General features: G+C 66.1%; 22 protein-coding genes and 1 tRNA gene. 15 read left to right on the forward strand and 8 right to left on the reverse strand.

The genetic code is table 11. From position 1 onward, the window contains the following. The first annotated feature begins 2 nt into the window (after window positions 1-2). The 8 genes from HF690_RS10655 to HF690_RS10690 all read left to right on the forward strand — a co-directional run bounded on the left by HF690_RS10655 (window position 3) and on the right by HF690_RS10690 (window position 10,857). Window positions 3-2,189 carry a type IV pilus secretin PilQ gene (locus tag HF690_RS10655; protein ID WP_168609424.1) on the forward strand — a complete coding sequence of 729 codons (2,187 nt, stop codon included), beginning with the start codon at window positions 3-5 and terminating at the stop codon, window positions 2,187-2,189. A 168-nt stretch (window positions 2,190-2,357) separates the two neighbouring features. Continuing rightward, on the forward strand, window positions 2,358-3,353 hold the full coding sequence (locus HF690_RS10660) for an AAA family ATPase (protein WP_168609425.1): 996 nt from the start codon (window positions 2,358-2,360) through the stop codon (window positions 3,351-3,353). Then, window positions 3,350-4,306, forward strand: coding sequence for a DUF58 domain-containing protein (locus HF690_RS10665; RefSeq protein ID WP_338042905.1), 957 nt, complete (start codon window positions 3,350-3,352; stop codon window positions 4,304-4,306). Before HF690_RS10660 ends, HF690_RS10665 begins: the two co-directional genes overlap by 4 nt. Next, complete coding sequence (locus HF690_RS10670; RefSeq protein ID WP_168184642.1) at window positions 4,303-4,773, forward strand: DUF4381 domain-containing protein; 471 nt, start codon at window positions 4,303-4,305, stop codon at window positions 4,771-4,773. Before HF690_RS10665 ends, HF690_RS10670 begins: the two co-directional genes overlap by 4 nt. After that, window positions 4,770-5,756 carry a VWA domain-containing protein gene (locus HF690_RS10675; protein ID WP_168609426.1) on the forward strand — a complete coding sequence of 329 codons (987 nt, stop codon included), beginning with the start codon at window positions 4,770-4,772 and terminating at the stop codon, window positions 5,754-5,756. Before HF690_RS10670 ends, HF690_RS10675 begins: the two co-directional genes overlap by 4 nt. Next, complete coding sequence (locus HF690_RS10680) at window positions 5,753-7,705, forward strand: VWA domain-containing protein (protein ID WP_168609427.1); 1,953 nt, start codon at window positions 5,753-5,755, stop codon at window positions 7,703-7,705. The genes HF690_RS10675 and HF690_RS10680 overlap by 4 nt, the downstream gene beginning before the upstream one ends. 23 nt (window positions 7,706-7,728) lie before the next feature. After that, window positions 7,729-9,456, forward strand: a complete 1,728-nt coding sequence (locus tag HF690_RS10685) for a BatD family protein (protein WP_168609428.1) — start codon at window positions 7,729-7,731, stop codon at window positions 9,454-9,456. A 60-nt stretch (window positions 9,457-9,516) separates the two neighbouring features. After that, window positions 9,517-10,857, forward strand: coding sequence for a dicarboxylate/amino acid:cation symporter (locus tag HF690_RS10690; protein WP_205300827.1), 1,341 nt, complete (start codon window positions 9,517-9,519; stop codon window positions 10,855-10,857). Here the strand turns inward: HF690_RS10690 and HF690_RS10695 are convergent. After that, window positions 10,854-11,369, reverse strand: coding sequence for an O-acetyl-ADP-ribose deacetylase (locus tag HF690_RS10695; protein ID WP_168609429.1), 516 nt, complete (start codon window positions 11,367-11,369; stop codon window positions 10,854-10,856). The genes HF690_RS10690 and HF690_RS10695 overlap by 4 nt on opposite strands. Before the next feature lie 80 nt (window positions 11,370-11,449). Between HF690_RS10695 and HF690_RS10700 the strand changes: the two genes are divergently transcribed. Further along, the gene (locus tag HF690_RS10700; RefSeq protein ID WP_113063824.1) at window positions 11,450-11,935 is read left to right on the forward strand and encodes a MarR family winged helix-turn-helix transcriptional regulator; all 486 of its coding nucleotides are present in this window, start codon (window positions 11,450-11,452) and stop codon (window positions 11,933-11,935) included. Between the two features lie 35 nt (window positions 11,936-11,970). Here the strand turns inward: HF690_RS10700 and mscL are convergent, their stop codons facing one another. After that, on the reverse strand, window positions 11,971-12,375 hold the full coding sequence (gene mscL / locus HF690_RS10705) for a large-conductance mechanosensitive channel protein MscL (protein WP_113063823.1): 405 nt from the start codon (window positions 12,373-12,375) through the stop codon (window positions 11,971-11,973). 70 nt (window positions 12,376-12,445) lie between these two features. After that, window positions 12,446-13,132, reverse strand: a complete 687-nt coding sequence (locus tag HF690_RS10710; RefSeq protein WP_168609430.1) for a fumarylacetoacetate hydrolase family protein — start codon at window positions 13,130-13,132, stop codon at window positions 12,446-12,448. Window positions 13,133-13,267: 135 nt separating this feature from the next. Between HF690_RS10710 and HF690_RS10715 the strand changes: the two genes are divergently transcribed. Next, window positions 13,268-14,509, forward strand: coding sequence for an efflux RND transporter periplasmic adaptor subunit (locus HF690_RS10715; protein WP_113063821.1), 1,242 nt, complete (start codon window positions 13,268-13,270; stop codon window positions 14,507-14,509). A gap of 26 nt (window positions 14,510-14,535) precedes the next feature. Here the strand turns inward: HF690_RS10715 and HF690_RS15020 are convergent, their stop codons facing one another. Beyond that, on the reverse strand, window positions 14,536-14,703 hold the full coding sequence (locus tag HF690_RS15020; RefSeq protein ID WP_168184641.1) for a hypothetical protein: 168 nt from the start codon (window positions 14,701-14,703) through the stop codon (window positions 14,536-14,538). Here HF690_RS15020 and HF690_RS10720 point away from each other — a divergent pair. Genes HF690_RS10720 through HF690_RS10730 form a run of 3 tightly spaced genes read left to right on the forward strand, consistent with a single transcriptional unit; the run spans window position 14,702 to window position 17,922 of the window. Continuing rightward, window positions 14,702-15,388 carry an ABC transporter ATP-binding protein gene (locus tag HF690_RS10720; RefSeq protein WP_113063820.1) on the forward strand — a complete coding sequence of 229 codons (687 nt, stop codon included), beginning with the start codon at window positions 14,702-14,704 and terminating at the stop codon, window positions 15,386-15,388. The genes HF690_RS15020 and HF690_RS10720 overlap by 2 nt on opposite strands. Window positions 15,389-15,425: 37 nt before the next feature. Continuing rightward, complete coding sequence (locus tag HF690_RS10725) at window positions 15,426-16,589, forward strand: ABC transporter permease (RefSeq protein WP_113063819.1); 1,164 nt, start codon at window positions 15,426-15,428, stop codon at window positions 16,587-16,589. A 10-nt stretch (window positions 16,590-16,599) separates the two neighbouring features. Further along, a complete protein-coding gene (locus tag HF690_RS10730; protein ID WP_240151723.1) occupies window positions 16,600-17,922 on the forward strand; it encodes an ABC transporter permease in 1,323 nt (440 codons plus the stop codon). An 11-nt stretch (window positions 17,923-17,933) separates the two neighbouring features. On the opposite strand, the gene yedA is transcribed toward HF690_RS10730, so the two are convergent. Next, window positions 17,934-18,854 carry a drug/metabolite exporter YedA gene (gene yedA, locus HF690_RS10735; RefSeq protein WP_113063817.1) on the reverse strand — a complete coding sequence of 307 codons (921 nt, stop codon included), beginning with the start codon at window positions 18,852-18,854 and terminating at the stop codon, window positions 17,934-17,936. A gap of 71 nt (window positions 18,855-18,925) precedes the next feature. Then, the gene (locus tag HF690_RS10740) at window positions 18,926-19,207 is read right to left on the reverse strand and encodes a hypothetical protein (protein WP_113063816.1); all 282 of its coding nucleotides are present in this window, start codon (window positions 19,205-19,207) and stop codon (window positions 18,926-18,928) included. Between HF690_RS10740 and HF690_RS10745 the strand changes: the two genes are divergently transcribed. Continuing rightward, complete coding sequence (locus HF690_RS10745; RefSeq protein WP_240151724.1) at window positions 19,188-19,628, forward strand: Rieske (2Fe-2S) protein; 441 nt, start codon at window positions 19,188-19,190, stop codon at window positions 19,626-19,628. The genes HF690_RS10740 and HF690_RS10745 overlap by 20 nt on opposite strands. A 7-nt stretch (window positions 19,629-19,635) precedes the next feature. On the opposite strand, the gene HF690_RS10750 is transcribed toward HF690_RS10745, so the two are convergent. Both HF690_RS10750 and trmB read right to left on the reverse strand, forming a co-directional pair. Continuing rightward, window positions 19,636-21,453, reverse strand: coding sequence for an SLC13 family permease (locus HF690_RS10750; RefSeq protein ID WP_113064023.1), 1,818 nt, complete (start codon window positions 21,451-21,453; stop codon window positions 19,636-19,638). Window positions 21,454-21,619: 166 nt separating this feature from the next. Next, window positions 21,620-22,333, reverse strand: coding sequence for a tRNA (guanosine(46)-N7)-methyltransferase TrmB (trmB, locus tag HF690_RS10755; protein ID WP_113063814.1), 714 nt, complete (start codon window positions 22,331-22,333; stop codon window positions 21,620-21,622). A 277-nt stretch (window positions 22,334-22,610) separates the two neighbouring features. On the opposite strand from trmB, the gene HF690_RS10760 reads away from it, so the two are divergent. Then, window positions 22,611-22,684 (forward strand) — tRNA-Gly (locus tag HF690_RS10760). Window positions 22,685-22,859 lie beyond the last annotated feature (175 nt).

Here is a 22,859-nt window from a genome sequence, read left to right on the forward strand (position 1 = left end):
CCATGGTTGCCTTCCGAAACAGCGTTCTCGCTCTGTTGTCGCTGCTTGCGTTGAGCTTTGCCGGCTCCGCCTGGGCCACCAGCACGCTGAAGGACGTCACTTACCAGACGCTGCCGGGTGGCCGCGTGCAGTTGAACATGCAGTTCGACGGCGCTCCGCCGCAGCCGAAGATCTTCACCACCAGCACGCCGCCGCGCATCGCGGTGGATCTCGACGGCATCAGCAACGGGGTCAGCAAACGTCATTTCGACGTCGGCACCGGTGCGACGTCGGGCTACTCGGTCGTGTCGGCCGGTGATCGTACCCGTGTCGTGGTCGAACTGCTGCGTACCGCCAGTTACCACGCCAGCGTCAACGGTGACAGCTTGATGCTGACGGTGGACAGTGGCGATGCCGATAGTTCGAGCAATGTCGCGAACAGCGATCCGAGCAAGCAGGTGCAATCGGCCGACGCCGCGCAGGTTTCGAATGTGGATTTCCGCCGCGGCGCGAATGGCGGAGGCAAGGTGCTGATCAGTTTCACGGGCAGCGGTGCCGATGTGAATCTGCAGCAGGAGGACGATCACGTCACGGTGCAGATGAACAACGTCGTCGTGCCGGACAAATTCGCCAAGACCCTGGATGTGACCGATTTCGCCACGCCGGTGCAGAGCATGAGCACGCATGCGACCACCAATGGCGGGCAGATGGTTCTGCAGATCCGCGGCAATGTCGACACTTCGGCCTATCAGACCAACAACCAGTACGTGGTCGACATCACGCCGAAGAGGGCGAAGAAGTCGGACAAGCCGCAGCCGGGCGAGGCGCCGGTCTATTCGGGCAAACGCGTCACGTTCAATTTCCAGAACATTCCGGTGCGGTCGGCACTAAATCTGCTGGCGCAGGTTTCCGGGCTGAACATTGTTGCAGCGGACAGCGTGAGTGGCAGTGTGACCGTGCGTCTGGTCAATGTGCCCTGGGATCAGGCGCTCGACGTGATCATGCGTGCGAAGGGACTGGACAAGCGTCGCAATGGCAACGTGATCTGGATCGCGCCGCAGGAACAGATTGCCAAATACGAGCAGAATCTGGCCGAAGCGCGCCTGAAGTCGCAGGAGCAGGCGGAGCTGGTGTCGGCGTACATTCCCATCAGCTACGGCAAGGCGGCCGATATCGCCAAGCTGCTCACGCAGAAGAGCCTGCAGAGCAGTGGCGGTGGCGCGGGCGGCGCCGCGAGTGCGAGCCGCGGCTTTTTGTCCCCGCGCGGCAGTGTTTCCTACGATGAGCGTACCAATACGCTTCTCATCAACGACACGCCGGAAAAAATCAAGCAGATCCGTAAACTGGTCGGTGTTCTCGACCGTCCGGTGCAGCAGGTCCTGATCGAGTCCCGCATTGTCGCGGCAACCGACAACTTCACCCGCGAACTGGGTGTGCGGTGGGGCGTGCAGGGCTTCAAGCAGAACAGCGGCAACATCGTGTCCACGGCGCCGAACGTTGGTGGCCAGGCTTCGGATGGCACGCCGGTGGGTGCGGATGGCCTGGCCGTCGGCGCCTACAACGTGGCGACGGGCAACAGCGACACGCTCGTCTATCCGGGTGGGTTCAACGTCAACCTTCCGGTGAGCAAGCCTTCGGGCAGCATCGGTCTGGCTATCCTGGGCGCCAATTATCTGCTCGACCTGGAGCTGTCGGCCGCGCAGAGCGAAGGCCAGACGGAAATCATCTCCAGTCCGCGCGTGATCACGGCCAACCAGCAGGAGGCGTTGATTCGCCAGGGCCAGGAAATCGGTTACGTGACGTTCCAGAACCAGGGTGCAGGCGGCGGTGCCGGCAATGCCACCGTGCAGTTCAAGGACGCTGTGCTCGAACTGAAGGTCACGCCGACCATCACGGCCGACAAGCGCGTGTACCTGAAGATCAACGTGAAGAAGGACGCGCTCAATTCCTTCATCGCCAGTCCGGGTGGCGGCCAGGTGCCGCAGATCGACACCCGCGAGATCAATACGTCGGTGCTGGTCGACAATGGACAGACCGTCGTGCTCGGCGGCATCTACGAGATCACAAAGAGCAACGACGTGGCGAAGATTCCGGGCTTGGGCGATATCCCGATCCTGGGTTACCTGTTCCGCTCGCACAATCGGACGAACAACAAGGCCGAGCTGCTGATCTTCGTGACACCGAAGATTCTCAGCGAGACCGGACGCTGAGGCGTCTCGAAGGAACAGGAAAAGGCGGCCGTAAGGCCGCCTTTTCGTTTGTGGCGAAGCGCGGCGCTAAACTTTCCGGGTCGATCGCTGTCCCAAGGCCGTGCCTGGCGATGCATACGCAATGCCCATCCACGCATATCCGACATACGCAGGAGGTTCGCGCCCGTCATGAGTCAGACTGAAACTGGTCCGGAAATCGATCTGCAGCAGTCTTTCGCGGAGCTTCGGGAGGAGCTTGCGAGTGCGATCATCGGGCAGCCGGAACTGGTCGAAAGCCTGCTCATCGCGCTACTGGCCGATGGCCATCTTCTGGTCGAGGGTGCGCCGGGGCTGGCGAAGACTACAGCCATCAAGGCATTGGCAGCACGCATCGAGGCGGACTTCCATCGTGTGCAGTTCACGCCGGATCTGTTGCCGGCGGACCTGACCGGCACCGACATTTTCCGCCCGCAGAGCGGCAGCTTCGAGTTCGAGCGCGGTCCGTTGTTCCACAACATCGTGCTGGCCGACGAGGTCAACCGCGCGCCGGCCAAGGTGCAGTCCGCGCTTCTCGAGGCGATGGCGGAGAGGCAGATCACCATCGGCCAGCGCAGTTGGCCATTGCCCGACCTGTTCCTGGTCATGGCCACGCAGAATCCGATCGAACACGAAGGCACTTTCGCGTTGCCCGAGGCGCAGCTGGATCGCTTCCTGATGCACGTCACCATCGGATATCCGGATGCGGAGGCCGAGCTGGCGATTCTCGAACTGGCACGTGCACAGAGCCGGGAAGCCCTGTCCGTACCGAAGCCGGTTCGGCGGCTGCTCCATCAGAATGACGTGTTCGCGGCACGGCGTGCTGCGCTGGATGTGCACATGGCTCCGGCTCTGCAGCGCTATTTGACCGAACTGATCCTGGCCACGCGCGATGCCGGTCGCTATGACCCGGAATTGGCCAGCTGGATCGAATGGGGCGCCAGTCCGCGCGGCACGATTGCATTGGATCGTTGCGCCCGGGTGCACGCCTGGTTGCAGCGGCGTGACTATGTCCTGCCGGAAGACGTGCATGCCGTGGCGCCCAACGTGCTTCGGCATCGGGTGTTGATCAGCTATGAGGCTGAGGCAGCCGGCGTGAATCCCGATAACGTGATCGCGCGTGTGCTGGAGCGCGTGCCGCTGCCGTGAGCGCTGCGATGGACTCGTTGCGGAAAGCCGACGCGGCGGACGGGATCACCCGGATCTCGCTCGATGAATTGCTGGCGCTGCGACGACAATTGCCGCGTCGTCTCGCGCCGCCCGTCGATCGGGTACATGCATCGCGGGCAGGTTCTCACGCAGCTTCGCTGCGCGGACGCGGCATGGATTACCGGGAATCGCGGGCGTATCAGCCTGGCGATGACGTGAGGCGGTTGGACTGGCGTCTTACGGCACGCAGCGGAGAACTGCATACCAAACTCTTTCAGGAAGAGCGCGAACGTAGTCTGGTCGTGCTGCTGGACACACACACGGTCATGCGATTCGGGACCCGGCGCCGCTACAAATCGGTGCAGGCGGCCCGCGCCTGCGCGCTCGCGGCCTGGCTCGGTGTGGCGACGAGTATGCGCGTCGGACTGGCCACGTTCGGCGAGGAGCAAAAGCTTCTTCGGCCACAGGGCGGAACACGCGGAGCGCTCACCCTGTTGCGAGGACTGTGCGGGCCCGAGAATCCGGAGCCGGAAGAGACACGTGTGGAGCCGCTCTCGCAAGCGCTGCATCGCGTGAGGCGCCTGGCGCGCAATGGCAGTCAAGTCTTGCTGATCAGCGATGGAGAAAGCGTCGACGATGACGCGCGTGCAGCCATGGCAGCGCTGCGCCGGCAGGCCAGCATCCGAGTGCTGGTGATCGCCGATGTGCTGGAGAGCACCTTGCCGCCGGCGGGTCGTTATCCGGTGGCCTGGCAGGAAACCGTTCGTACGCTCGATTTGCAGAGTCGTGCCGCACGAGCGCAATTCCGCGAGGCTCTGGGTCGCGCGCCGCGGGCATTGCAGAACCTGGCGCGTGAGCTGCAGATCCCATGCCGCCGCATCGACACGGTGGACGAGCCCATCACGGCGGTTGCGCAACTGCTCGGTATCACGCTGAAGGGGCAGGGAGCATGATGACACCCGGTCCGACGCTGCGTGATATTCACCCCGCACCGCCGCCTTCGTGGTGGCCTCCGGCCTATGGCTGGTGGCTGTTGGCGGTCGTCGTGCTGATATTGATCGCAGGCGCAGTGCTGTATATGAGCCGAAGGGTGCGCCGGCGGCGCCGCTGGCGGATGATCCACGATGAACTGCTGGCGCTGCGGGAGCAGTATCCGCGGGAAGGCCGAGCCTGGCTGGCGGCGGGCCTCTCGGCGTGGCTGCGCCGAGCGGCGCGTCTGCACGACCCGCGTGCGGCGTCGCTGCAGGGCGAGGCATGGGATGCACATATCGGCGCGTGCGCGCCGCGTGGCCTGGATACAGCGCCGTTGCGGGTCTTGCGCACGGCACTGTACGAGCGTGAACCGAGCTTCGACGCGGAGGCCTCGCTGGCGGCCGCGGAGCGGTGGCTGCGACATGTCGTGTCGAGGCGAGTGAAATGATCGGTTTCGTCTGGCCGTGGCTGTTCGTGCTGTTGCCGTTGCCGTGGGTGCTGCGCCGTTGGCTGCCGGCGCAGGCGCCCGTTCGTGCCTTGCGGCTTCCGCATCGTGCATTGCCGCCGTCTCTGGCGCAGACGAACGACGCCCGAGCAAGTTTGCGTGGGCGCGGACTGCTTTGGACGCTGGTCTGGTGCCTCTTGCTGATCGCGGCCGCGCAGCCGCAATGGATCGGGCCGCCACAGCCGCTGGAGCGGTCCGGGCGGGGCGTCATGCTGGCGGTGGACATGTCCGGCAGCATGAGCCTGCGCGATATGCAGCTCGGCGGCGTGCCGGTCAGTCGATTCGGCGCCGTGCGCGCGATCGCAGGCGACTTCATCGATCGGCGTGAGGGTGATCAGGTGGGTTTGATCCTGTTCGGCACGCGTGCCTATCTGGTGACCCCGCTGACCTACGACCTGGATGCGGTTCGCGCGCAGTTGCGCAATGTGGCGGTGGGATTGGCCGGGCGTAATACTGCCATCGGCGACGCCATCGCCGTGGCCGTGCGCCGTCTGCGCAAGCTGCCCGGTGACGAGCGCGTGCTGGTGCTGCTCACGGATGGCGTCAACACGGCTGGAAGCATCTCGCCGACGGACGCGGCCAAGATCGCCAAGGCCGCCGATGTTCGCATCTACACCATCGGCATCGGTGCGGCGCAGACCAGCCCGCTCGATTTGTTCGGCAACGCCCTGGGCGGCGATCAGAGTCTGGATGTGGGGATGCTGCGCCGCATCGCGTCGATGACCGGTGGGCACTTCTTCAGGGCCACGGACACGCACGAACTCGCACAGGCGTACCGTGCGATCGACGCGCTGGAGCCGACGCTGAAAGGCAATGTCATGCGCCGACCGCGGCAGCCCTTGTACCCGTGGCCCTTGGGCGCGGCCATGGCGCTGGCGCTGCTGGCCTGGCTGGGTTCCATCCGCCGCGAGGAGGCCACAGCATGAATGCGCTGCATGCCCTGCATTTTCTTCGCCCGTGGTGGTTGCTGACCCTGGCCGTTCTTCCCGTGCTGCCATGGCTGGTGCAGCGGAGCGGGCAGAGCGCCGCGCTGCGCCGCCTGGTGGATGCCGCGTTGCTGCCTCATCTTGTCGAAGGCGGAGCACATCGGCGTTGGGTGCTGCTGGCGGCCGTGCTGGCCGCATGGACCCTGGCGGCGTTGGCCCTGGCCGGCCCCACCTGGGAACGTATGCCGCAACCGGTCTTCATGAATCAGCGCGCGCAAGTGGTGGCCGTGTCGCTGTCGCAGCGCATGCTGGCGACGGACGTGAGCCCCGATCGCATGACCCGCGTGCGCTACAAGGTCCATGCGCTGCTGCAGGCCAACAAGGGTGGACAGAATGCGCTGATCGCCTATGCCGGTGAGTCGTTCACCGTGGCGCCGCTCACGGCCGATGCCAGCGCGCTCGGAGAGCTGCTGAACGCATTGGCACCGGACGTGATGCCGGTCCAGGGCGACGACATGAGTAGCGCCATTCACCGTGCCACCCGTCTTCTGAAGGGCGCGGGCGTGCATGATGGCTCCATCGTGGTGGTCGACGATCATGCCGATGTGCAGGCGATTTCCGCGGCCCGCGCAGCGCATGCAGCGGGCATGCGTGTATCGGTACTGGGGGTGGGCACCGTCAAGGGGGCGCCGGTGCCGCAGGCGCGCGGAGGATTCGAACGGACCGGCAACGGGCAGACATTGATGGCCAAGCGCGATGATGCTTCGCTGCGCGCAGTGGCCCAGGCCGGCGGAGGACGATACGTGCCCATGCAGGCCGACAACGCCGACATCCAGGCGCTGGCGTCGCAGTTGCGCACCCAATCGGGACCGCGTGACACACGCCAGCATGCACAGACGTGGCGGGATCGCGGTCCCTGGCTGCTGCTTCCGGTGCTGTTGCTGGCGGCCTTCGGTTTCCGGCGCGGCGTACTGCTGATGTTGCCGTTGCTGTTGCTCTCGGGCTGGTCGTTGCCGGTGCGGGCGCAGGCAACGACTTGGCAGAACGCCTGGCACACGCGGGACCAGCAGGCTGCGAAAGCACTGGCCGAGGGGCATGCCCGCGAAGCGCAGAAGCTGGCGCAGGACCCCGCATTGCGCGGTACAGCGGCCTATCGCGCGGGGGATTACCGTACGGCAGCGAAGTCGTTCGCGCAGGCGAAGGGTGCGCAGAACGAGTACAACCGCGGCAACGCCCTGGTGCACATGCACCGCTATCAAGAGGCGATCAAGGCCTACGACCAGGCGCTGGCCGCGGATCCCGGTCTGAACGATGCGCGCACCAATCGAAAAAGCGTGCAGGACTGGCTGCGCAAACAGCGCAAGTCGCAGGGAAACGGTCAGGGCGAACAGCGCGATCAGGGCGGAAAAGGGGGCGGTGCCTCACCGCAGAACGGTCAAAGCGGGCAGGCCAAGAACGGTTCCGGTTCCTCGCATCGCGCGCAGGATCAGAGCAAGTCGCCGAACGATCATGCGCCGTCGCATGGGGCCAAAGACAATCCATCCGGCAAGGGGCAGCAGAAGGGCAGCGCCTCCGACGCACAGCGTGCGAGGGATGCTGCACAGGGCAAGGGCAAGTCGGGGCAGGATGCTTCGAAAGAACAGCCGTCCAGGGCTTCGCAGTCACAGGACAAACAGGCCGAGCGCCGCGCACAGCAGGCTTTGAAGAAGCGCATGGACGCCCAACTGGGCAAGACCCGGAGCGGGGCGCAGAAGGCGTACGCGCTGGGCACGCGGCCGAAGGATGCATCCGGGCAGGGCAAGTCGCTGCCGCAGGCCATGCAACAGGCCTTGCAGCGCGTGCCGGATGATCCCGGTGGCCTGCTTCGACGCAAGTTTCAGCTGGAATACCAGCGTCGTCAGCAACGCGGCGACGGTGCCGCGCAGACCGATACGGACGGGAGTGACTGAGCGTGAACAGACCGTTGCGACGAATGATCGGAGCGATTGCATTGACGTGGCTGGTGATGGTGGCGGCGGCGATGGCCAGCGGCGTCACGGCGACACTGGACCGCGATCAGGTGGCGCTGGGCGACACGGTCACGCTGACGTTGCATTCCAGCGATGGGTCGATCTCGTCGCCGGACCTGTCACCGCTGCACAAGGATTTCCAGATGCTCGGGCAGGCCCGTGGCGCCACCGAGAGCTGGATCAACGGCAAAGCGCAGTCGCAGTACACGCTTTCGATCACGTTGCGTCCGCTGCATGCCGGCGCATTGCGGATCCCGGCGCTGGATGTGGGCGGGCAGCGCACTTCACCGCTGACTTTGCATGTCAGTGATGCGCCTGCACAGGGCGTCGGTCATGCCGGCGATCCCGCCTTTCTCGAGATCACGCCCAGCACGACGAACCCGTATGTCGGCCAGCAGATTGCGCTCGATGTGAAGCTCTACTACGCCGCGTCGATGCTGGACGGCAATCTCACGCCGCCGAACGTGGATCACGCGCAGGTGCAGACACTGGGCCGCGATCAGCGCTACCAGACACAGCGCGGCGGGCGCACATACGGTGTGATCGAGCGTCATTACGCGATCATTCCGCAGAAGGCCGGCACGCTGAATGTGACCCCGATCGTGTTCCGCGGGCGCACGGTGGACAGTTCGGGCATGGGTGATTTCTTCGGTACGGCGCGCACCATCGGCGCCCAGTCGAAGGTGATCGAACTGCATGTGCGGCCGCGTCCAGCGGGAGCCGGCAACGGTCCCTGGCTGCCTGCGCGTCAGGTGGAGTTGAATCTCAGTGGTTTGCCCGCGAGTGGGAAGGTGCAGGTGGGCGAGCCGGTCACGGTCACGCTGCAGGAAGGAGCGACCGGGTTGCCCGCTGAATCGCTGCCCGAGCCGACGCTGCCGGATATTCCCGGCGCCGATGTCTATCCGGATCAGACGCAGGATGTCAGTCGCAACAACGGGCAGTGGATCACCGGTTCGCGCTCGCGCGGTTTTGCCATCGTGCCGAATCGCGCCGGAATACTGAAACTTCCGCCGATCACATTGCGCTGGTGGAACACGCAGACTGATCGCGAGGAAACCGCGAAGATTCCTGCACATACCCTGACCGTGGTCGCCGCGGCGGCGACGAGCTCGTCCACAGGAACTGCTTCGCCGGCGCCTGCATCCAGTGCCGCCGCATCGACGCCGGCCCCGGCCGGGACCACGTCGAAGACACCGTCGGTGGCCGTGCAAAAAGTACCGGCAGCGCGTGATACGACGTGGCGCTGGGTCGCGCTCGCTAGCGGGGTACTGTGGCTGCTCAGCGCGCTGGCGGTCGCGGCATGGTGGTGGCGTCGTCGCGGCAATGCGCAACGCAAGCGTACTGTCGATGCGGATGAGCGAGGCGGTCGTGCCAGGGCTTTGCGCAATGCTTTTCTCGTCGCGGCGCGCAGCGACGACCTAGATGCGGCTGCGCATGCGTTGCTGCGTTGGGCGCGGGCCGAGCGGCCGGCGATCCGTCATCTGCAGGACCTGGGCGCGCAGCTGGACGATGCGGCGCAGGTCGAGGCCATCGCGCGACTGCAACGCAGCCGTTACGCCGTCGATGGGGAAGCATCCGTGGCCCGTGGCGGCCTGGCGCAGGCTTTCCGGGCCGGTTTCGCCTGGCGCAAGGCTTCCGGCGGCAAGACGACGACGAGCGTGCTGCCGCCTTTGTATCCGCCTTCGCGCTGACGCCCACGCTGCCGTCGCAACGGGTAGACTCGGTCAGGGAAATCCTGACGGAGTGATTTGATGTCGAGTCCCGGAAACGCAGCGGGCGCGTCCCGTCGCGGCCTGCCGCTGCACACGCAGATGCTGATCGGCTTCCTGATCGGCGCGCTGGCCGGTCTGGCCTGTTATGCCCTGGCGCACGACGCGCCCTGGCTGGAAGTCGTGATCGGTTACGTCACCCAGCCGGTCGGCGATCTGTTTCTGCGCTTGCTCTTCATGCTGGTCGTGCCGCTGGTGTTCTCGGCACTGGTGCTCGGCGTGGTGGAGATCGGCGATCCGCGCTCTCTGGGGCGCGTCGGCCTGAAAACGCTGGTGTGGATTCTGGGCGTGACCGCCGTGGCGGTGACCATCGGTCTGATCCTGGTCAACGTGTTCCGGCCCGGTCAGGGCGTGCCGCATGAAGTGGGCGAGCAGCTGCTGGCGGAGGCCGGCCATCGCGCCAGCGAGATCGCCTCCAAGCGCGAGGCGATTTCCGCGCGCGAAATGCTGCTCGGCATCGTGCCCCTGAATCCGGTGCGCGCGGCGGCCGACGGCAATCTGCTCGGGTTGATGTTCTTCGCCCTGATGTTCGGCATCGCCGCAGCCGTGGTGCGCAGTGAGGGCACGCGCACGTTCGTCGGCACCATGCAGGGCGTGTACGACATCAGTCTGCGGCTGATCGAGTGGGTGATTCGCGTCGCGCCGTACGCGGTCGCTGCGCTGCTGTTCACGCTCACTGCCCGGCTGGGCTGGGATGTGCTGTTGCAACTGGCGCGATACGTGGGCGTGGTCCTGCTGGCGCTGGTGCTGCAGTGTTTCGTGGTGCTGCCATTGCTGGTGCGCTATCTCGGCGGGATGCGGATCGGACGCTTCTTCCGTGGCGCGGAAACGGCGATGGTGACGGCGTTCTCGACTTCGTCCAGCAGCGCCACGCTGCCGACGACGCTGCAGGCGGCCGAGCGCCGTCTTGGCGTTCCGCGTCGCATCAGCCGCTTCGTGTGCACACTGGGGGCGACCGCGAACATGAACGGCACGGCGCTGTACGAGGGCGTCACGGTGCTGTTCCTGGCGCAGTTCTTCGGTGTCGACCTGTCGTTCGCGCAGCAGTTGCTGGTGCTGCTGATCTGCGTGCTCGGCGGTGTGGGCGCGGCCGGTGTGCCGGGTGGCTCGCTGCCGGTGATCGCGATGATCCTGGGCATGTTCGGCATTCCGCCGGAGGGCATCGGCCTGGTGCTCGGCATCGACCGGCTGCTGGACATGTCGCGCACGGCACTCAACGTGACCGGCGATCTGGCGGCCGCCGTGGTCATCGCACGGGGTGAGGATGTCGAACCGCTGGACGACAGCATTCCGTCCGCGCTCGAGTCGGTCGAGGGCGATTAGGCGTTCAGGGCCCGCTGCCAGGCCGCATCGACGGCGTTGTCGAAGCTGCACAGCACGATGCGGATGGCGTGCCCGGTACCGGTTTCGCGCAGCGTATCGACCGCGATCCGCGCAGCGTCGTCCAGCGGGTAGCCGTACACGCCGCAGCTGATCGCCGGGAAGGCGAGATGGCGGCATCCGTGTTCGATCGCCAGGCGCAGGCTGTTGCGATAACTGGCGGCCAGCAGCGCAGACTCCTGTTGGTCGCCTCCGCGCCAGACTGGCCCGACCGTATGGATCACATGGTGCGCAGGCAGGTCGAAGCCGGGGGTGATGCGAGCTTCTCCGGTCGGGCAACGTACACCGGGGCGAATTTCCTCGATATCCCGGCAGGCTGCCAGCAAGCGCGGTCCGGCTGCACGGTGGATGGCTCCGTCCACGCCACCGCCGCCGAGCAGGGTCGGATTGGCGGCATTGACGATGGCGTCGAGTTCCAGCGTGGTGATGTCGGCGCGTTGGCGGATGAGCTCCATCGATTCCTGTCCTGCGGAAAACGAGAGGGTCGGCAATGTCGTAGACTTGGCTTCAGCATCGTACATCTACTTTTTCGACTATGACGACCATCCGGGACATGTCCATCGGCTACCTGCTCAACGACGTCACGCTGCTTTTTCGCAAGCATTTCGATCGTCGAGCGACACGCTTCAACCTCACGCGTGCGCAGTGGCGTGCGCTGAAATGCCTGCACATGCGGCAGGGCATCCGGCAGAGCGAGCTGGCTGAATTCCTGGAGATGGAGGCGATCGCCGTGGGCCGTGTCATCGACCGCCTGCAGGCGGCCGGATTCGTCGAGCGACGCGCGGATCCCAACGACCGCCGCTGCTGGCGCCTGTATCCGACCGAGCGTGCGAACGCGGTGGCCGAGGACATGGAAGAGATCGCGCACGGTCTGCGCGAGGATGCGACCCGCGACATCGACATGGCGGATCTGCAGCACATGATCGACGTGTTGACGCGGATCAAGGAGAACCTGCAGGCCCTCGACGGTGGCGCCGAGGCGGATGCGGCGATCCTGCCGAGCAGCGCGCAGAACCGCTAGCCCGCCGACGCTTCGACGCCGACGGGCCTTTGGGGTCAGGATTTTTTCAGCAGATCGCGGATTTCGGTCAGCAATTGCACATCCGCCGGCGGCGCGGCGGGTTCGGCCGGCTTTTCCTCTTCCTTGCGCTTGAGACGGTTCATGACGCGGATGACCAGGAAGATGCTGAAGGCGACGATCAGGAAGCTGATGACGTTGTTGATGAACGTGCCGTAGTGGATTGCGACCTCGCCCTTGCCGTCCGCGCCCGCGGCGTGCAGCACCCATTTCAGTTTGGAAAAGTCGATGCCGCCGGTGATCAGTCCGACGGGCGGCATGATCACATCGCTGACCAGCGACTTGACGATGGTGCCGAACGCGCCGCCGATGACGATGCCCACGGCCATGTCCACGACATTGCCCTTTACGGCAAATTCCTTGAACTCGCTCATCATGCCCATGTGCTTCCCCTCCGCTGTGATGAAACCCCTGTAGTCGACAATGTACCGCAGACGTGCACGGGTGCGTGCGTCAAACGATACGGGTATCCAGCTCGGCGATGCCTGTCAGTTCGGCGTGCAGACAGTCGCTGCGATGCAGGGCGGCGACGCCCGCCGGCGTGCCGGTGAAAATCAGGTCACCGGCTTTCAGTTCGAACAGACGCGACAGCTCGACGATGATCTCCGGCGTCGACCAGATCATGGAGGCGAGCGTGGTCTCCTGACGTGTTTCGCCGTTGACCTGCAGGCGCAGCACCGTATCGGCGTCCGGTACACCCTGCGCAATCGGGCGCAGGGTCGAGACCGGCGCGGAGTGATCGAAGGCCTTGGCCACGTCCCAGGGCAGCCCTTTTTCCTTGGCGCGAGCCTGCAGGTCGCGGCGAGTCAGGTCCAGACCGACGCCGTATCCGAAGATGGCGGCCTGCGCGGCATCCGGGTCCAGGTCGCGTCCGCCGCGCGCCAGCGCCACGATCATTTCCACTTCGTGGTGCAGATCCTCGGTGGCGGGGGGGTATGGCGTGTTGGCGCCGTCGGTGACGATGGCGTCGGCCGGCTTGGTGAAGAACACGGGCTGTTTGCGATCCACGCTGGCGCCCATTTCCTTGGCGTGATCGGCATAGTTGCGGCCGATGCAGAAGATGCGGCGGACGGGGAAGCGCCGGTCGCTGCCGAGCACCGGGATGCTGGCGGGTTCGGGAGCGGGGATGACATGGGCCATGGTGGATCTCCGGGCAAAGCGACAGCGTAACGAATGACAGCTGTCATGAAAGCCCTCTGATGGATCGCGCTTCCGCTGAGGGGGCGGGTGCGGCATGCTGGACGTGTTCGCGAATCGGGCGACGGGGAGCGCAACGTGGACAACGACGACCTGCTCAAGCAACTACACATCGACCGCTCGCAGCGTGACGATCACGACACGGGGCCGAGACGCTGGCCCTGGATCGTCGGCGCAGCGGTCGTGTTGGCGAGCATGCTCGCCGTCGGTGGCTGGGTGCTGCTCGGACGTGCTGCGGTCGCTGTGACGACGGTCACGGCTTCGGCGCCGGCCGCATCCGGGGAAGGGCAGGCCGTTCTGCAAGCCACCGGCTATGTCACCGCGCGTCGTCAGGCGACCGTCTCCGCGCAGATCGTCGGTACCTTGACCGAGGTGCTGATCGAGGAAGGCGATCACGTGAAGAAGGGGCAGGTGCTGGCGCGCCTGGAGGACAGTGCGCAGGCGGCGCAGCTGCATGCGGCCGAGGCCAGTGCGCAGGCTGCGCAGGCGCAGACCCTGCAGACCCTGGCCGAGCTGCGCCAGGCGCGCAACGACATGGCGCGGCAGGACGATCTGGTCGCACGCGGCCTGGTCTCGACGCAGCAGGCGGAACAGGCGCGGACTCGTGTCGCGTCGCTGCAGGCGCAACTCAATGCCCAGCGCAAGCAAGCGAAGGCCGCGCAGGCGCAGGTGCGCGTGGCCCGGGTCAACTACAACTACACCGTGGTGCGTGCGCCGTTTTCCGGCGTGGTCACACAGAAGACGGCGCAAGTGGGCGAAATCATCGCCCCGGCGGCTGCGGGTGGCGGCTTCACCCGCACCGGCGTGGGCACCATCGTCGACATGGACTCGCTGGAAGTCGATGTCGACGTCAACGAGGCCTATATCGGCCGCGTGAAACCGGGCATGCCGGCCGAGGCCGTGCTGGACGCCTACCCGGACTGGACGATTCCCGCGCATGTCGTCGCCATCGTGCCGGCTGCCGACCGCGGCAAAGCCACAGTGAAGGTGCGGGTGGCGCTGGAAAGCAAGGACGCGCGCATCATTCCGGACATGGGCGTGCGCGTGTCCTTCCTGGAGAAGCAGCCCGAGCGCATCGGCGATACACCGAAGGGCGTGCTGGTGCCGGCCACCGCCATCGTGCAGCGCGATGGACGTTCGGTGCTCTTCCGCATCGAAGATGGACACGCACGTCTGCAGGCCGTGTCGCCGGCCAAGCAGACCTACGGCGACCTGCGTCTGCTGCCCGCCGGTCTTGCGGTGGGCACGCGTGTCATAGACCGTCCGCCGGCTTCGCTGCGTGACGGCGACAAGGTCAAGAGCGCGTCCGATACGCGCTGAGCCGCGTCGTGCGCGGGTGACACCTGTCATCCGCAATGCTTGATGCTCGGCCCTTTGTCGGACTGCGGCCGCCGGGCAAGCTGTGCAAGACTGCCGTGGGGTAGGGCGGCATCGATTCGACGACGGCGCGCGCGATCATCGCGCAGCGCGACGGAATGATCTTCAGCGACATCAGTGGCGGGGAGCTTCATCATGGGAACGTTGATCGACATTCAAGACGTCAGCAAGACCTATGCGCGCGGCAAGCAGAAGGTCGAGGTGCTGCACCACATCGATCTGCAGGTGGCCGAGGGCGATTTCCTGGCCCTGATGGGGCCGTCGGGTTCGGGCAAGACCACGCTGCTGAATCTGATCGGCGGCCTGGACGTGCCGACTGGCGGCAGCATCACGGTCGGCGACAAGCGCATTGACCAGCTCGGTGCCAATGCGCTGGCCCGCTGGCGCGCCTCGAACGTGGGCTTCATCTTCCAGTTCTACAACCTGATGCCGATGCTCACCGCGCAGCGCAACGTCGAGCTGCCGCTGCTGCTGACCAAGCTGTCGGCCGCGCAGCGCAGGAACAACGCAGGCATCGCCCTGAAGCTGGTGGGCCTGGAGGAGCGCGTCACGCACAAGCCGTCCGAGCTGTCGGGCGGCCAGCAGCAACGTGTGGCAATCGCGCGGGCCATCGTTTCGGACCCGACCCTGCTGGTCTGCGACGAACCGACCGGCGATCTGGATCGCGAATCAGCCGAGGAGGTACTCGGTCTGCTGCGCACACTCAATCGCGAGCACGGCAAGACCATCGTGATGGTCACGCATGACCCCAAGGCGGCCGAGTACGCCGATCACATCCTGCATCTGGACAAGGGCACGCTGGTGGAGCAGGCCACGGCCTGAGGGTCGTGAATGCCGTTTACGTGGGAGGGGACGCCACATGAAATACCTGCATCTGATTTGGGCCGCGCTGTTCCGTCGCAAGACGCGGACGATCCTGACCATCGTCTCGATCGTCGCGGCCTTTCTGTTGTTCGGCATGCTGGACTCGGTGCGCACGGCGTTCGAGAGCGGCAGCACCAGCGCGGTCGGCGCGCGACGGCTGGTCACTTCGTCGCGTTACTCGATCATCCAGCCGCTGCCGCAGGCGCTGCGCAACCGCATCGCCGCGATACCCGGCGTGCGCAAGGTCGGCTACGCGAACTGGTTCGGCGGTGTGTATCAGGACCCGAAGAACTTCGTCTTCAGCTATGCCATCAGCCCGGAATACCTGGACCTGTATCCGGAGATCCTGCTCGATCCGGCGCAGCGCAAGGCGTTCGACGCCACGCGCACCGGCGCGGTGGTCGGGCGCACGCTGGCCAAGCGCTATGGCTGGAAGGTCGGCGACAAGATTCCGCTGCAATCGACCATCTTCCCGCAGAAGAATGGCGACAAGACCTGGCCGATGGACATCGTCGGCATCTTCGATGTGAGCAAGGACGCGGCCAACGGACTGGATCAGGCGTTGTTCTTCCACTGGACCTATTTCAACGAGGCCAACGCCTTCGGTCAGGGCACGGTGGGTTGGTACATCGAGGAACTGTCCGATCCGGCACTGGCTGATCGAACCGCCAACCGCATCGACGCGCTTTCGGCCAACTCGCCCAACGAGACCAAGACGCAGACCGAGCAGGCCTTCCAGGCTTCCTTCGCCAAGCAGATCGGCAACATCGGCCTGATCGTGGTCGGCATCATGGGTGCTGTGTTCTTCACCCTGATTCTGCTGGCCGGCAACACCATGGCGCAGGCGGTGCGCGAGCGCACTTCGGAGCTGGCGGTGCTGAAGACCATCGGGTTCTCCAGTCGCAGCGTCCTGATGATGGTACTTGCCGAATCCGTGCTGCTGCTGCTGATCGGTGGGCTCATCGGACTCGGCGTGGCGTCGGCGCTCGGACCGCTGGTTACCCAGGGCAGCGGCGGGCTGGTGAATCTGCCGTCACTGGGAGCGGCCACCTGGGGCATGGGCGTCGCGCTGATGGTGCTGATCGGGCTGCTGGTCGGTGCGCTGCCGGCGCTGCGCGGCATGCGTCTGAACATTGTCGATGCACTGGCTGGACGTTGAGGAGATTGTCATGCGGACTTTCAAGCGTTTTCTCGTCAATGCCGGTCTGGTGATCGCGTTGGTCGTCGCGGTGGGACTCTGGGTCAGGATGCCGTGGATCGGTGCCGTGGCGATCGCCGTGGCCCTGGTGTTCTGGCTGGTGCTGGCGCGCAGTGGCCGTCGGACGCTCTCGGTGACGCAGGTCGGATTGAGCACGCTGGGTCAACGTCTCGGCGCCTCGTCGGTGATCGTCATCGGCATTGCCGGCGTGGTCGGTGTGCTGGTGGCGCTGCTGGCCATGGCCGAGGGCTTCCAGAGCACCCTGCAGCGCACCGGTTCGGACGACACCGCCATCGTGCTGCGCGGCGGCTCGCAGGCCGAGCTCAACTCGGTGCTCGGCCGCAACGACGTGGACATCATCTCGCAGGCGGCGGGCGTCGCCCGCGACGCGTCCGGCAAGCCGATCGCCTCGCCGGAAGTGGTGGTGGTTGCCAATCTGCCGAAGAAGAGCGACGCCAGCATCGAGGCGAATGTGCAGATCCGCGGCGTCGGCGAGCAGGCGTGGGCGTTGCGGCCGAACGTCACCCTGATCGACGGTCGGCGATTCAAGCCGGGATTGCGCGAACTGGTGGTCGGCCAGGGCGCGCAGCGCCAGTTTGCCGGGCTGACGGTGGGCCACCAGCTGCGCCTGGGCGGTCAGGAATGGACCGTGGTCGGCACGTTCGTCTCCCATGACTCGCATGATTCCGAACTCTGGGGCGATGTGAAGACCGTGGCCTCCGCCTACCGGCGCGGCAGCAGCGTGCAATCGGTGACGGCCAAGCTGACATCGCCGGCGGCCTTCGACACGTTCAAGGCGGCGCTGACCAGCGATCCGCGCCTGAAAGTCGACGCCAGTACCACGCGTACCTATTTCGCCAAACAGTCGGAGAACCTGACCAAGACGCTGCGCATCGTCGGACTCGTGGTCGGCATCATCATGGCGATCGGCGCGGTGTTCGGCGCGCTCAACACCATGTTCGCGGCCGTTGCGACGCGGGCGCGCGAGATCGCGACCCTGCGCGCGATCGGCTTCCGCAGCGTGCCGGTGGTGGTGTCGGTGATGCTGGAGACGCTGCTGCTGGCGGCGCTGGGTGGTCTGCTCGGTGGGCTGGTGACGTGGTTGATCTTCAATGGCTACACCGCATCCACACTGGGTGCGAACTTCAGCCAGGTGGTGTTCCAGTTCCGCGTCTCCCCGGGACTGCTCTGGAACGGACTGAAGTGGGCGCTGGCCATCGGCTTCATCGGCGGACTGTTCCCTGCCGTGCGCGCGGCGCGGTTGCCGGTGACGACGGCTCTGCGCGAGTCCTGACGGAGCGAGCTTCAGCCGCCGGCTTTCGCGGCACGCGCCGCGCGTCCGCGCGAGAAGATCACGATGGCGACGCCGACCAGGATCACCGCCATGCCCGCCAGGTCGACTGGGCCGACGTGTTCGCCGCCGAGCATCAGGCCGAACAGCACGGCCACGGGCGGATTGACGTAGGCGTAGCTGGTCGACAGCGCCGGGCGCACGGTCTTCAGCAGATAGACATAGGAGCTGAAGCCGATCAGCGAACCGAACACGACCAGGTAGCCGATCGCCAGCGTGGCATGCAGTTCGGGATGCGCGGGCAGGCGCTCGCCGGTGAGGAAGGCCGTGAGGGTGAGCGCGATGCTGGCGCACAGCATCTGCGCGGCGGTGTTCATGGGGCCGGCCGGCATGTCCTGGCGGCGGCTCCACGAGGAGCCGAAGGCCCACAGCGCAGCGGCACTGACGAGGGCCAGTGCGCCGAGACGCGATCCGGACAGCGTGCTGCCAAGATTCAGCACCACCACGCCGATGAAGCCGATGACCAGACCGAGGATTTCATTGCGTTGCGGCCACTCGCCGTAGAAACCGTTGAACAGCGTGGCGAACAGCGGCATCGAGGCCACCGCGACGGCGGCGATGCCCGAACTGACGCTCTGCTCCGCGTAGCAGACCAGACCATTGCCGCCGAGCAGCAGGAGGGTGCCGGTGATGGCGGCGTTGCGCCATTGCCGTCGCGTCGGCGGCGCGGCGCCGCGCAGTCGCAGCCAGGCATACAGCAGGACGCCGGCGAGGGCGAAGCGGATCGCCGCCAGCATGAACGGGGGCCAGCTGACCAGCGCGAAACGGATGCCGAGGTAGGTCGAGCCCCACACCACGTACAGCGAGACCAGCGCCAGAGGCACCAGCCAGCGTTGCTCGGCCGGGGCAGCCGGGGAGTCTGCGGTCGGGGTCATGCGCGCATCGGATCAGGGGACGGGCGCGCAGTGTAGCGCTGTCGGGCCGGCAACGCCCGAGTGAACGCGGGTCAGGAGTGCCGGACGTGGCGACTTTCGCGGATCACCACGTACTCGCCTTCCAGCACCTCTGGATCGGCCGGGCGTGAGCCGTCATCCGGCGCGTTGCCGTCGGCATGGCGGCCGCGCCAGGCGCGTACCAGCATCAGCACGCCGCCGACGGCCACCAGCACGGCCAGCGCGATCAGACCGAAGACCAGCAGGGCGCCGAACACGGCCAAGCCCAGCAGCGCCAGCGCCAGACGGGCGAGTGGGTGGCGGGGGCGTTGCAGGATGAACAAGCGCGTGCGCATGGCAATTCTCGCAAGAAGCTACAATCTCGCCTTCCACCATGAGGTCGATGACGCCGTGACACAAGTGCCAGAGGTTGCCGATTCCGTTTTTCCCGTGCATCTGTGTGCGGTGGAAGATGTCGCCGAAGGTGCCGCGATCGGCATCGAAAAGGAGCTTTCCGGCGAGCAACATGCCTTCATCGTGACCTGTGCGGACGGCCAGATCCACGCTTACCACAATGTCTGCCCCCACGCGGGCCGGCGGCTGGACTGGGCGCCGGGCCGTTTCCTGCTGAAGGATCGTGTGCTGGTCTGCGCTGCGCACGGCGCCAGCTTCCGCATCGAGAGCGGCCTGTGCACGGGTGGCCCGTGTCAGGGCGACCATCTGGCGCGCGTGGGCATCGAGATCGAGAACGACGAGGTGCTCCTGACCGGCCTCTAGGCGCGGGTCAGTGGTACATCAGATTGATGCCGACCAGTGTTGCAGCCAGCATCAGAATGGTCAGCGGCAGGCCGACGCGAAGGAAATCGCGTGAGCGGTAGCCGCCCGGTCCGGCGATCATCATCAGCGCCGGGTGACCCGAGCTGATCAGGAAGGTGTTGGACGAGGACAGCGCCACGATCAGCGCGTAGGCGGCCGGGTTGCCGCCGGTCGCCACGGCCACGCTGATGGCGATGGGCACCATCATCACCGTGGCACCGACGTTCGACATCACCTGCGAGAACAGCAGCGTCAGTACGGCGATGGCCAGTTGCAGCGACCATTGCGGGGCGCCGTGCGAGTAGTGCAGCACTTCCTGCGCCAACCAGGCGGCGGCGCCCGTGGAGTCCATCGACCAGCCCAGCGGAATCAGGCAGGCGGTGACGAAGATGGTCTTCCAGTTCACTGCGCGGTAGGCCTCGTCCATGGTCAGCACGCCCGTGAGCAGCATGCCGATCGCGCCGCTCATCATGGCCACCGGCAGGTCCAGGTCGGTGAAGAGGGCCAGCCCCATCGCCAGCAGGAAGAAGCCCAGCGCCTGCCACAGCTTGCCCGGGCGCTGCTCGACCTTGGGCACGTCGGTGATGACGACCAGGTCGCGGTCGGCCTGCATCATCGCCAGGTCGTTCCAGTGGCTGTGCAGCACCAGGGTGTCGCCGGCGCGCAGGCTGATGCCGCGGATGTCCTCGCGGAACACCTGCTCGCCGCGGTTGACCGCCAGCACTGCAATGCCGAAGCGCTTGCGCAGGTGCAGGTCGCCGATGCGCTGCTTGATGACGCTGGAGCTGGGCGGTACCACCGCCTCGGAAATGCCCGCACGGGCCGGGTTGAACAGGTCGGCCAGCTGGCGCATGCGCGGCGAGACCCGGCACAGCTGATTGTTGGCGAATTCGTTGACCTGTTCGCGCGCGCCGAGCACGCCGAGCACGGTGCCGACCCAGATCATCTCCTCGGCCGGCGGCGCCATGCGCGATTCGTTGCCGTTCTTCATGGCCAGGATCAGCGGCGCGCCGTGCAGCTGTTCCACCTCGCCCACGCTCATGCCGACCAGCGCGCTCTCGGCGGTGACGGTCAGTTCGGCGGGTGTGCCGACGATGCCGTAGGTCTCGGCGAAGTAGCTCTCGGTACGGCCCGGCGTGACTTTCTGCCGGTCGTCCTCGCGCGCCGGCAGCAGGCGTTTGGCGAACAGTGCGAAGTAGGTAACGCCGATCACGGCCAGGGTCACACCGATGGGGGTCACGCTGAACAGGCTGAAGCGGGCGATGGTGTGCGCGCCGGGCGGCAGATTGCGGTTGGCGCTGGCGATCAGGTCGTTCAGCAGGATCAGCGGCGAGTTGGCGATCAGCGTGGTGTTGGTGGCGGTGAGGATGCAGAACGCCATCGGTAGCAGCATGCGCGTCAGCGGTACGCCGGTGCGTGCGGACAGGCGGCTGGTGACCGGAATCATCAGCGCCGCCAGCGCCTGGCTGGGGATGATGGCGCTGAACACGCTGGTCACGCCGTTGACGACGATGCCCAGCCGCGACTCGCGTCCGCCGGACATGCGCATGACGAAGGCCGCGGCCTTGGACAGCGCGCCGGCGCGATCCAGTCCCGCGCCCATGATCATGATCGCCAGGATGGCGATCACCGCGTTGCCGGCGAACCCCTGAAACACCTGCGTGGCCGGCATGAGTCCGGTCAGGCCGATCACCACCACCACCAGCAGCGCGACCATGTCCGCGCGGATCCACTCCAGCACCAGCATGGCCATGGTGAAGGCCACCAGCCCGAGGACCAGGATCATGTCGGGAGTCAGTGTCATGCCGGCGGCGGTGCTGTCCATGGGGGCGTCGTCGTGGCGGACCGTTCAGCGCCGCTCGCGTGCGGCCGGGCGCTGCGTGGCGGGTGGAATCGGGCGTCGGATCAATGCGTTCACCGCGATGCGTGTCCGAGGGGGCTCGTGAAAAGGCTCATTGGCGTTCGTAGATCAGGTCGCAGACGTCGTGACCGAGTCGCAGGCCACGGCGTTCGAAATGCGTCTCGATGCGCCAGGCCGGTCGTTCCGATACGTTGCCCGGTCCTTCCCGGTTGCGCCATGCGGAGGAGGCTTCCATGACTTCGATCATGTGTTCAGCATACTCGGCCCAGTCGGTGGCTAGGTGCAACAGGCCACCTGGCCGTACGCGCGTGGCGATCAGGGCGACGAAGTCGGGCTGGATCAGGCGTCGCTTGTGGTGCCGCTTCTTCGGCCACGGGTCGGGGAACCACACGCGCACTTCGTCCAGGCTCTCGGGCGCGATCTCCTCGCGCAGCACTTCGACGGCGTCATGGCGGTAGATGCGCACGTTCGTGGCTTCGGCCTCGGCCAGAGCGTTCATGAGTCGTCCGACGCCCGGTCGGTGCACTTCGACGCCGATGTAGTCACGGTCCGGATCGTGGGTCGCCGCCCAGGCCAGGGCCTCGCCGTTGCCGAAGCCGATCTCCAGCACACGCGGTGCACGGCGGTCGAACACCGCGTCCAGATCCCGTGGCTGGCCCTTGTAGTCCAGGCCGAAACGCGCCCAGTGCGCATCGAAGGCGCGTTGCTGGGCCGGCGTGATGCGGCCTTCACGCAGCACGAAGCTGCGCACGGGACGGCGGCGGTCGGTGTCCTTGTGGTCGCTGGACGGATCGGAACCAGTCATCGCTCGCGCTCCGGGGCGGCGATCGACGCGAAGATGTGCATCGGAATACCTTGTCGAATCGGGTGTTTCGGGCGTGCGCGCCTATCGGTCGAAGCGTGCGCGTTCCGGACGGCCGGCAACAGCCGGGTGCCGGATCGCGATGCGCGGTCGAGAAGGCGGACCCCCATGCGCGCATTGTAGCCGAGCGTGCCGCGCCGATGCGTGTCGTCGGTTCGCGCGTTTGCGACATCGGGCTTGCGCGGACGAAGCAAACCCGATGTAATCGCCCTGCATCCGCGCGGGTGTAGTTCAATGGTAGAACCTCAGCTTCCCAAGCTGATGACACGGGTTCGATTCCCGTCACCCGCTCCATCTCGGCCATTCGGCCGAGTGTCCCCTGATTTAACGCTTCCATCTCTGGCGGTTAACGGCCGTTTAAACCGTGCGCGCCTAGAAAGGAATCGTCACGGGTCCGCGACCGGCCTTCCCCAGGCCGCACGCTTCGCGACCGTGACGATCGGGGCAGCGACTTGGGCCCGGACGCGGC

The organism is Oleiagrimonas citrea, from assembly GCF_012395255.1.
Lineage (GTDB): Bacteria > Pseudomonadota > Gammaproteobacteria > Xanthomonadales > Rhodanobacteraceae > Oleiagrimonas > Oleiagrimonas citrea.

What these genes read in the sequence shown, in the direction of transcription:
- HF690_RS10655 (WP_168609424.1), top strand. Translation starts at nt 3, where the DNA reads ATGGTTGCCTTCCGAAACAGCGTTCTCGCTCTGTTGTCGCTGCTTGCG.
- HF690_RS10660 (WP_168609425.1), top strand. Translation starts at nt 2,358, where the DNA reads ATGAGTCAGACTGAAACTGGTCCGGAAATCGATCTGCAGCAGTCTTTC.
- HF690_RS10670 (WP_168184642.1), top strand. Translation starts at nt 4,303, where the DNA reads ATGATGACACCCGGTCCGACGCTGCGTGATATTCACCCCGCACCGCCG.
- HF690_RS10675 (WP_168609426.1), top strand. Translation starts at nt 4,770, where the DNA reads ATGATCGGTTTCGTCTGGCCGTGGCTGTTCGTGCTGTTGCCGTTGCCG.
- HF690_RS10680 (WP_168609427.1), top strand. Translation starts at nt 5,753, where the DNA reads ATGAATGCGCTGCATGCCCTGCATTTTCTTCGCCCGTGGTGGTTGCTG.
- HF690_RS10685 (WP_168609428.1), top strand. Translation starts at nt 7,729, where the DNA reads ATGATCGGAGCGATTGCATTGACGTGGCTGGTGATGGTGGCGGCGGCG.
- HF690_RS10690 (WP_205300827.1), top strand. Translation starts at nt 9,517, where the DNA reads ATGTCGAGTCCCGGAAACGCAGCGGGCGCGTCCCGTCGCGGCCTGCCG.
- HF690_RS10695 (WP_168609429.1), bottom strand. Translation starts at nt 11,369, where the DNA reads ATGGAGCTCATCCGCCAACGCGCCGACATCACCACGCTGGAACTCGAC.
- HF690_RS10700 (WP_113063824.1), top strand. Translation starts at nt 11,450, where the DNA reads ATGACGACCATCCGGGACATGTCCATCGGCTACCTGCTCAACGACGTC.
- mscL (WP_113063823.1), bottom strand. Translation starts at nt 12,375, where the DNA reads ATGGGCATGATGAGCGAGTTCAAGGAATTTGCCGTAAAGGGCAATGTC.
- HF690_RS10710 (WP_168609430.1), bottom strand. Translation starts at nt 13,132, where the DNA reads ATGGCCCATGTCATCCCCGCTCCCGAACCCGCCAGCATCCCGGTGCTC.
- HF690_RS10720 (WP_113063820.1), top strand. Translation starts at nt 14,702, where the DNA reads ATGGGAACGTTGATCGACATTCAAGACGTCAGCAAGACCTATGCGCGC.
- HF690_RS15020 (WP_168184641.1), bottom strand. Translation starts at nt 14,703, where the DNA reads ATGATGAAGCTCCCCGCCACTGATGTCGCTGAAGATCATTCCGTCGCG.
- HF690_RS10725 (WP_113063819.1), top strand. Translation starts at nt 15,426, where the DNA reads ATGAAATACCTGCATCTGATTTGGGCCGCGCTGTTCCGTCGCAAGACG.
- HF690_RS10730 (WP_240151723.1), top strand. Translation starts at nt 16,600, where the DNA reads ATGCGGACTTTCAAGCGTTTTCTCGTCAATGCCGGTCTGGTGATCGCG.
- yedA (WP_113063817.1), bottom strand. Translation starts at nt 18,854, where the DNA reads ATGACCCCGACCGCAGACTCCCCGGCTGCCCCGGCCGAGCAACGCTGG.
- HF690_RS10745 (WP_240151724.1), top strand. Translation starts at nt 19,188, where the DNA reads ATGAACAAGCGCGTGCGCATGGCAATTCTCGCAAGAAGCTACAATCTC.
- HF690_RS10740 (WP_113063816.1), bottom strand. Translation starts at nt 19,207, where the DNA reads ATGCGCACGCGCTTGTTCATCCTGCAACGCCCCCGCCACCCACTCGCC.
- HF690_RS10750 (WP_113064023.1), bottom strand. Translation starts at nt 21,453, where the DNA reads ATGATCCTGGTCCTCGGGCTGGTGGCCTTCACCATGGCCATGCTGGTG.
- trmB (WP_113063814.1), bottom strand. Translation starts at nt 22,333, where the DNA reads ATGACTGGTTCCGATCCGTCCAGCGACCACAAGGACACCGACCGCCGC.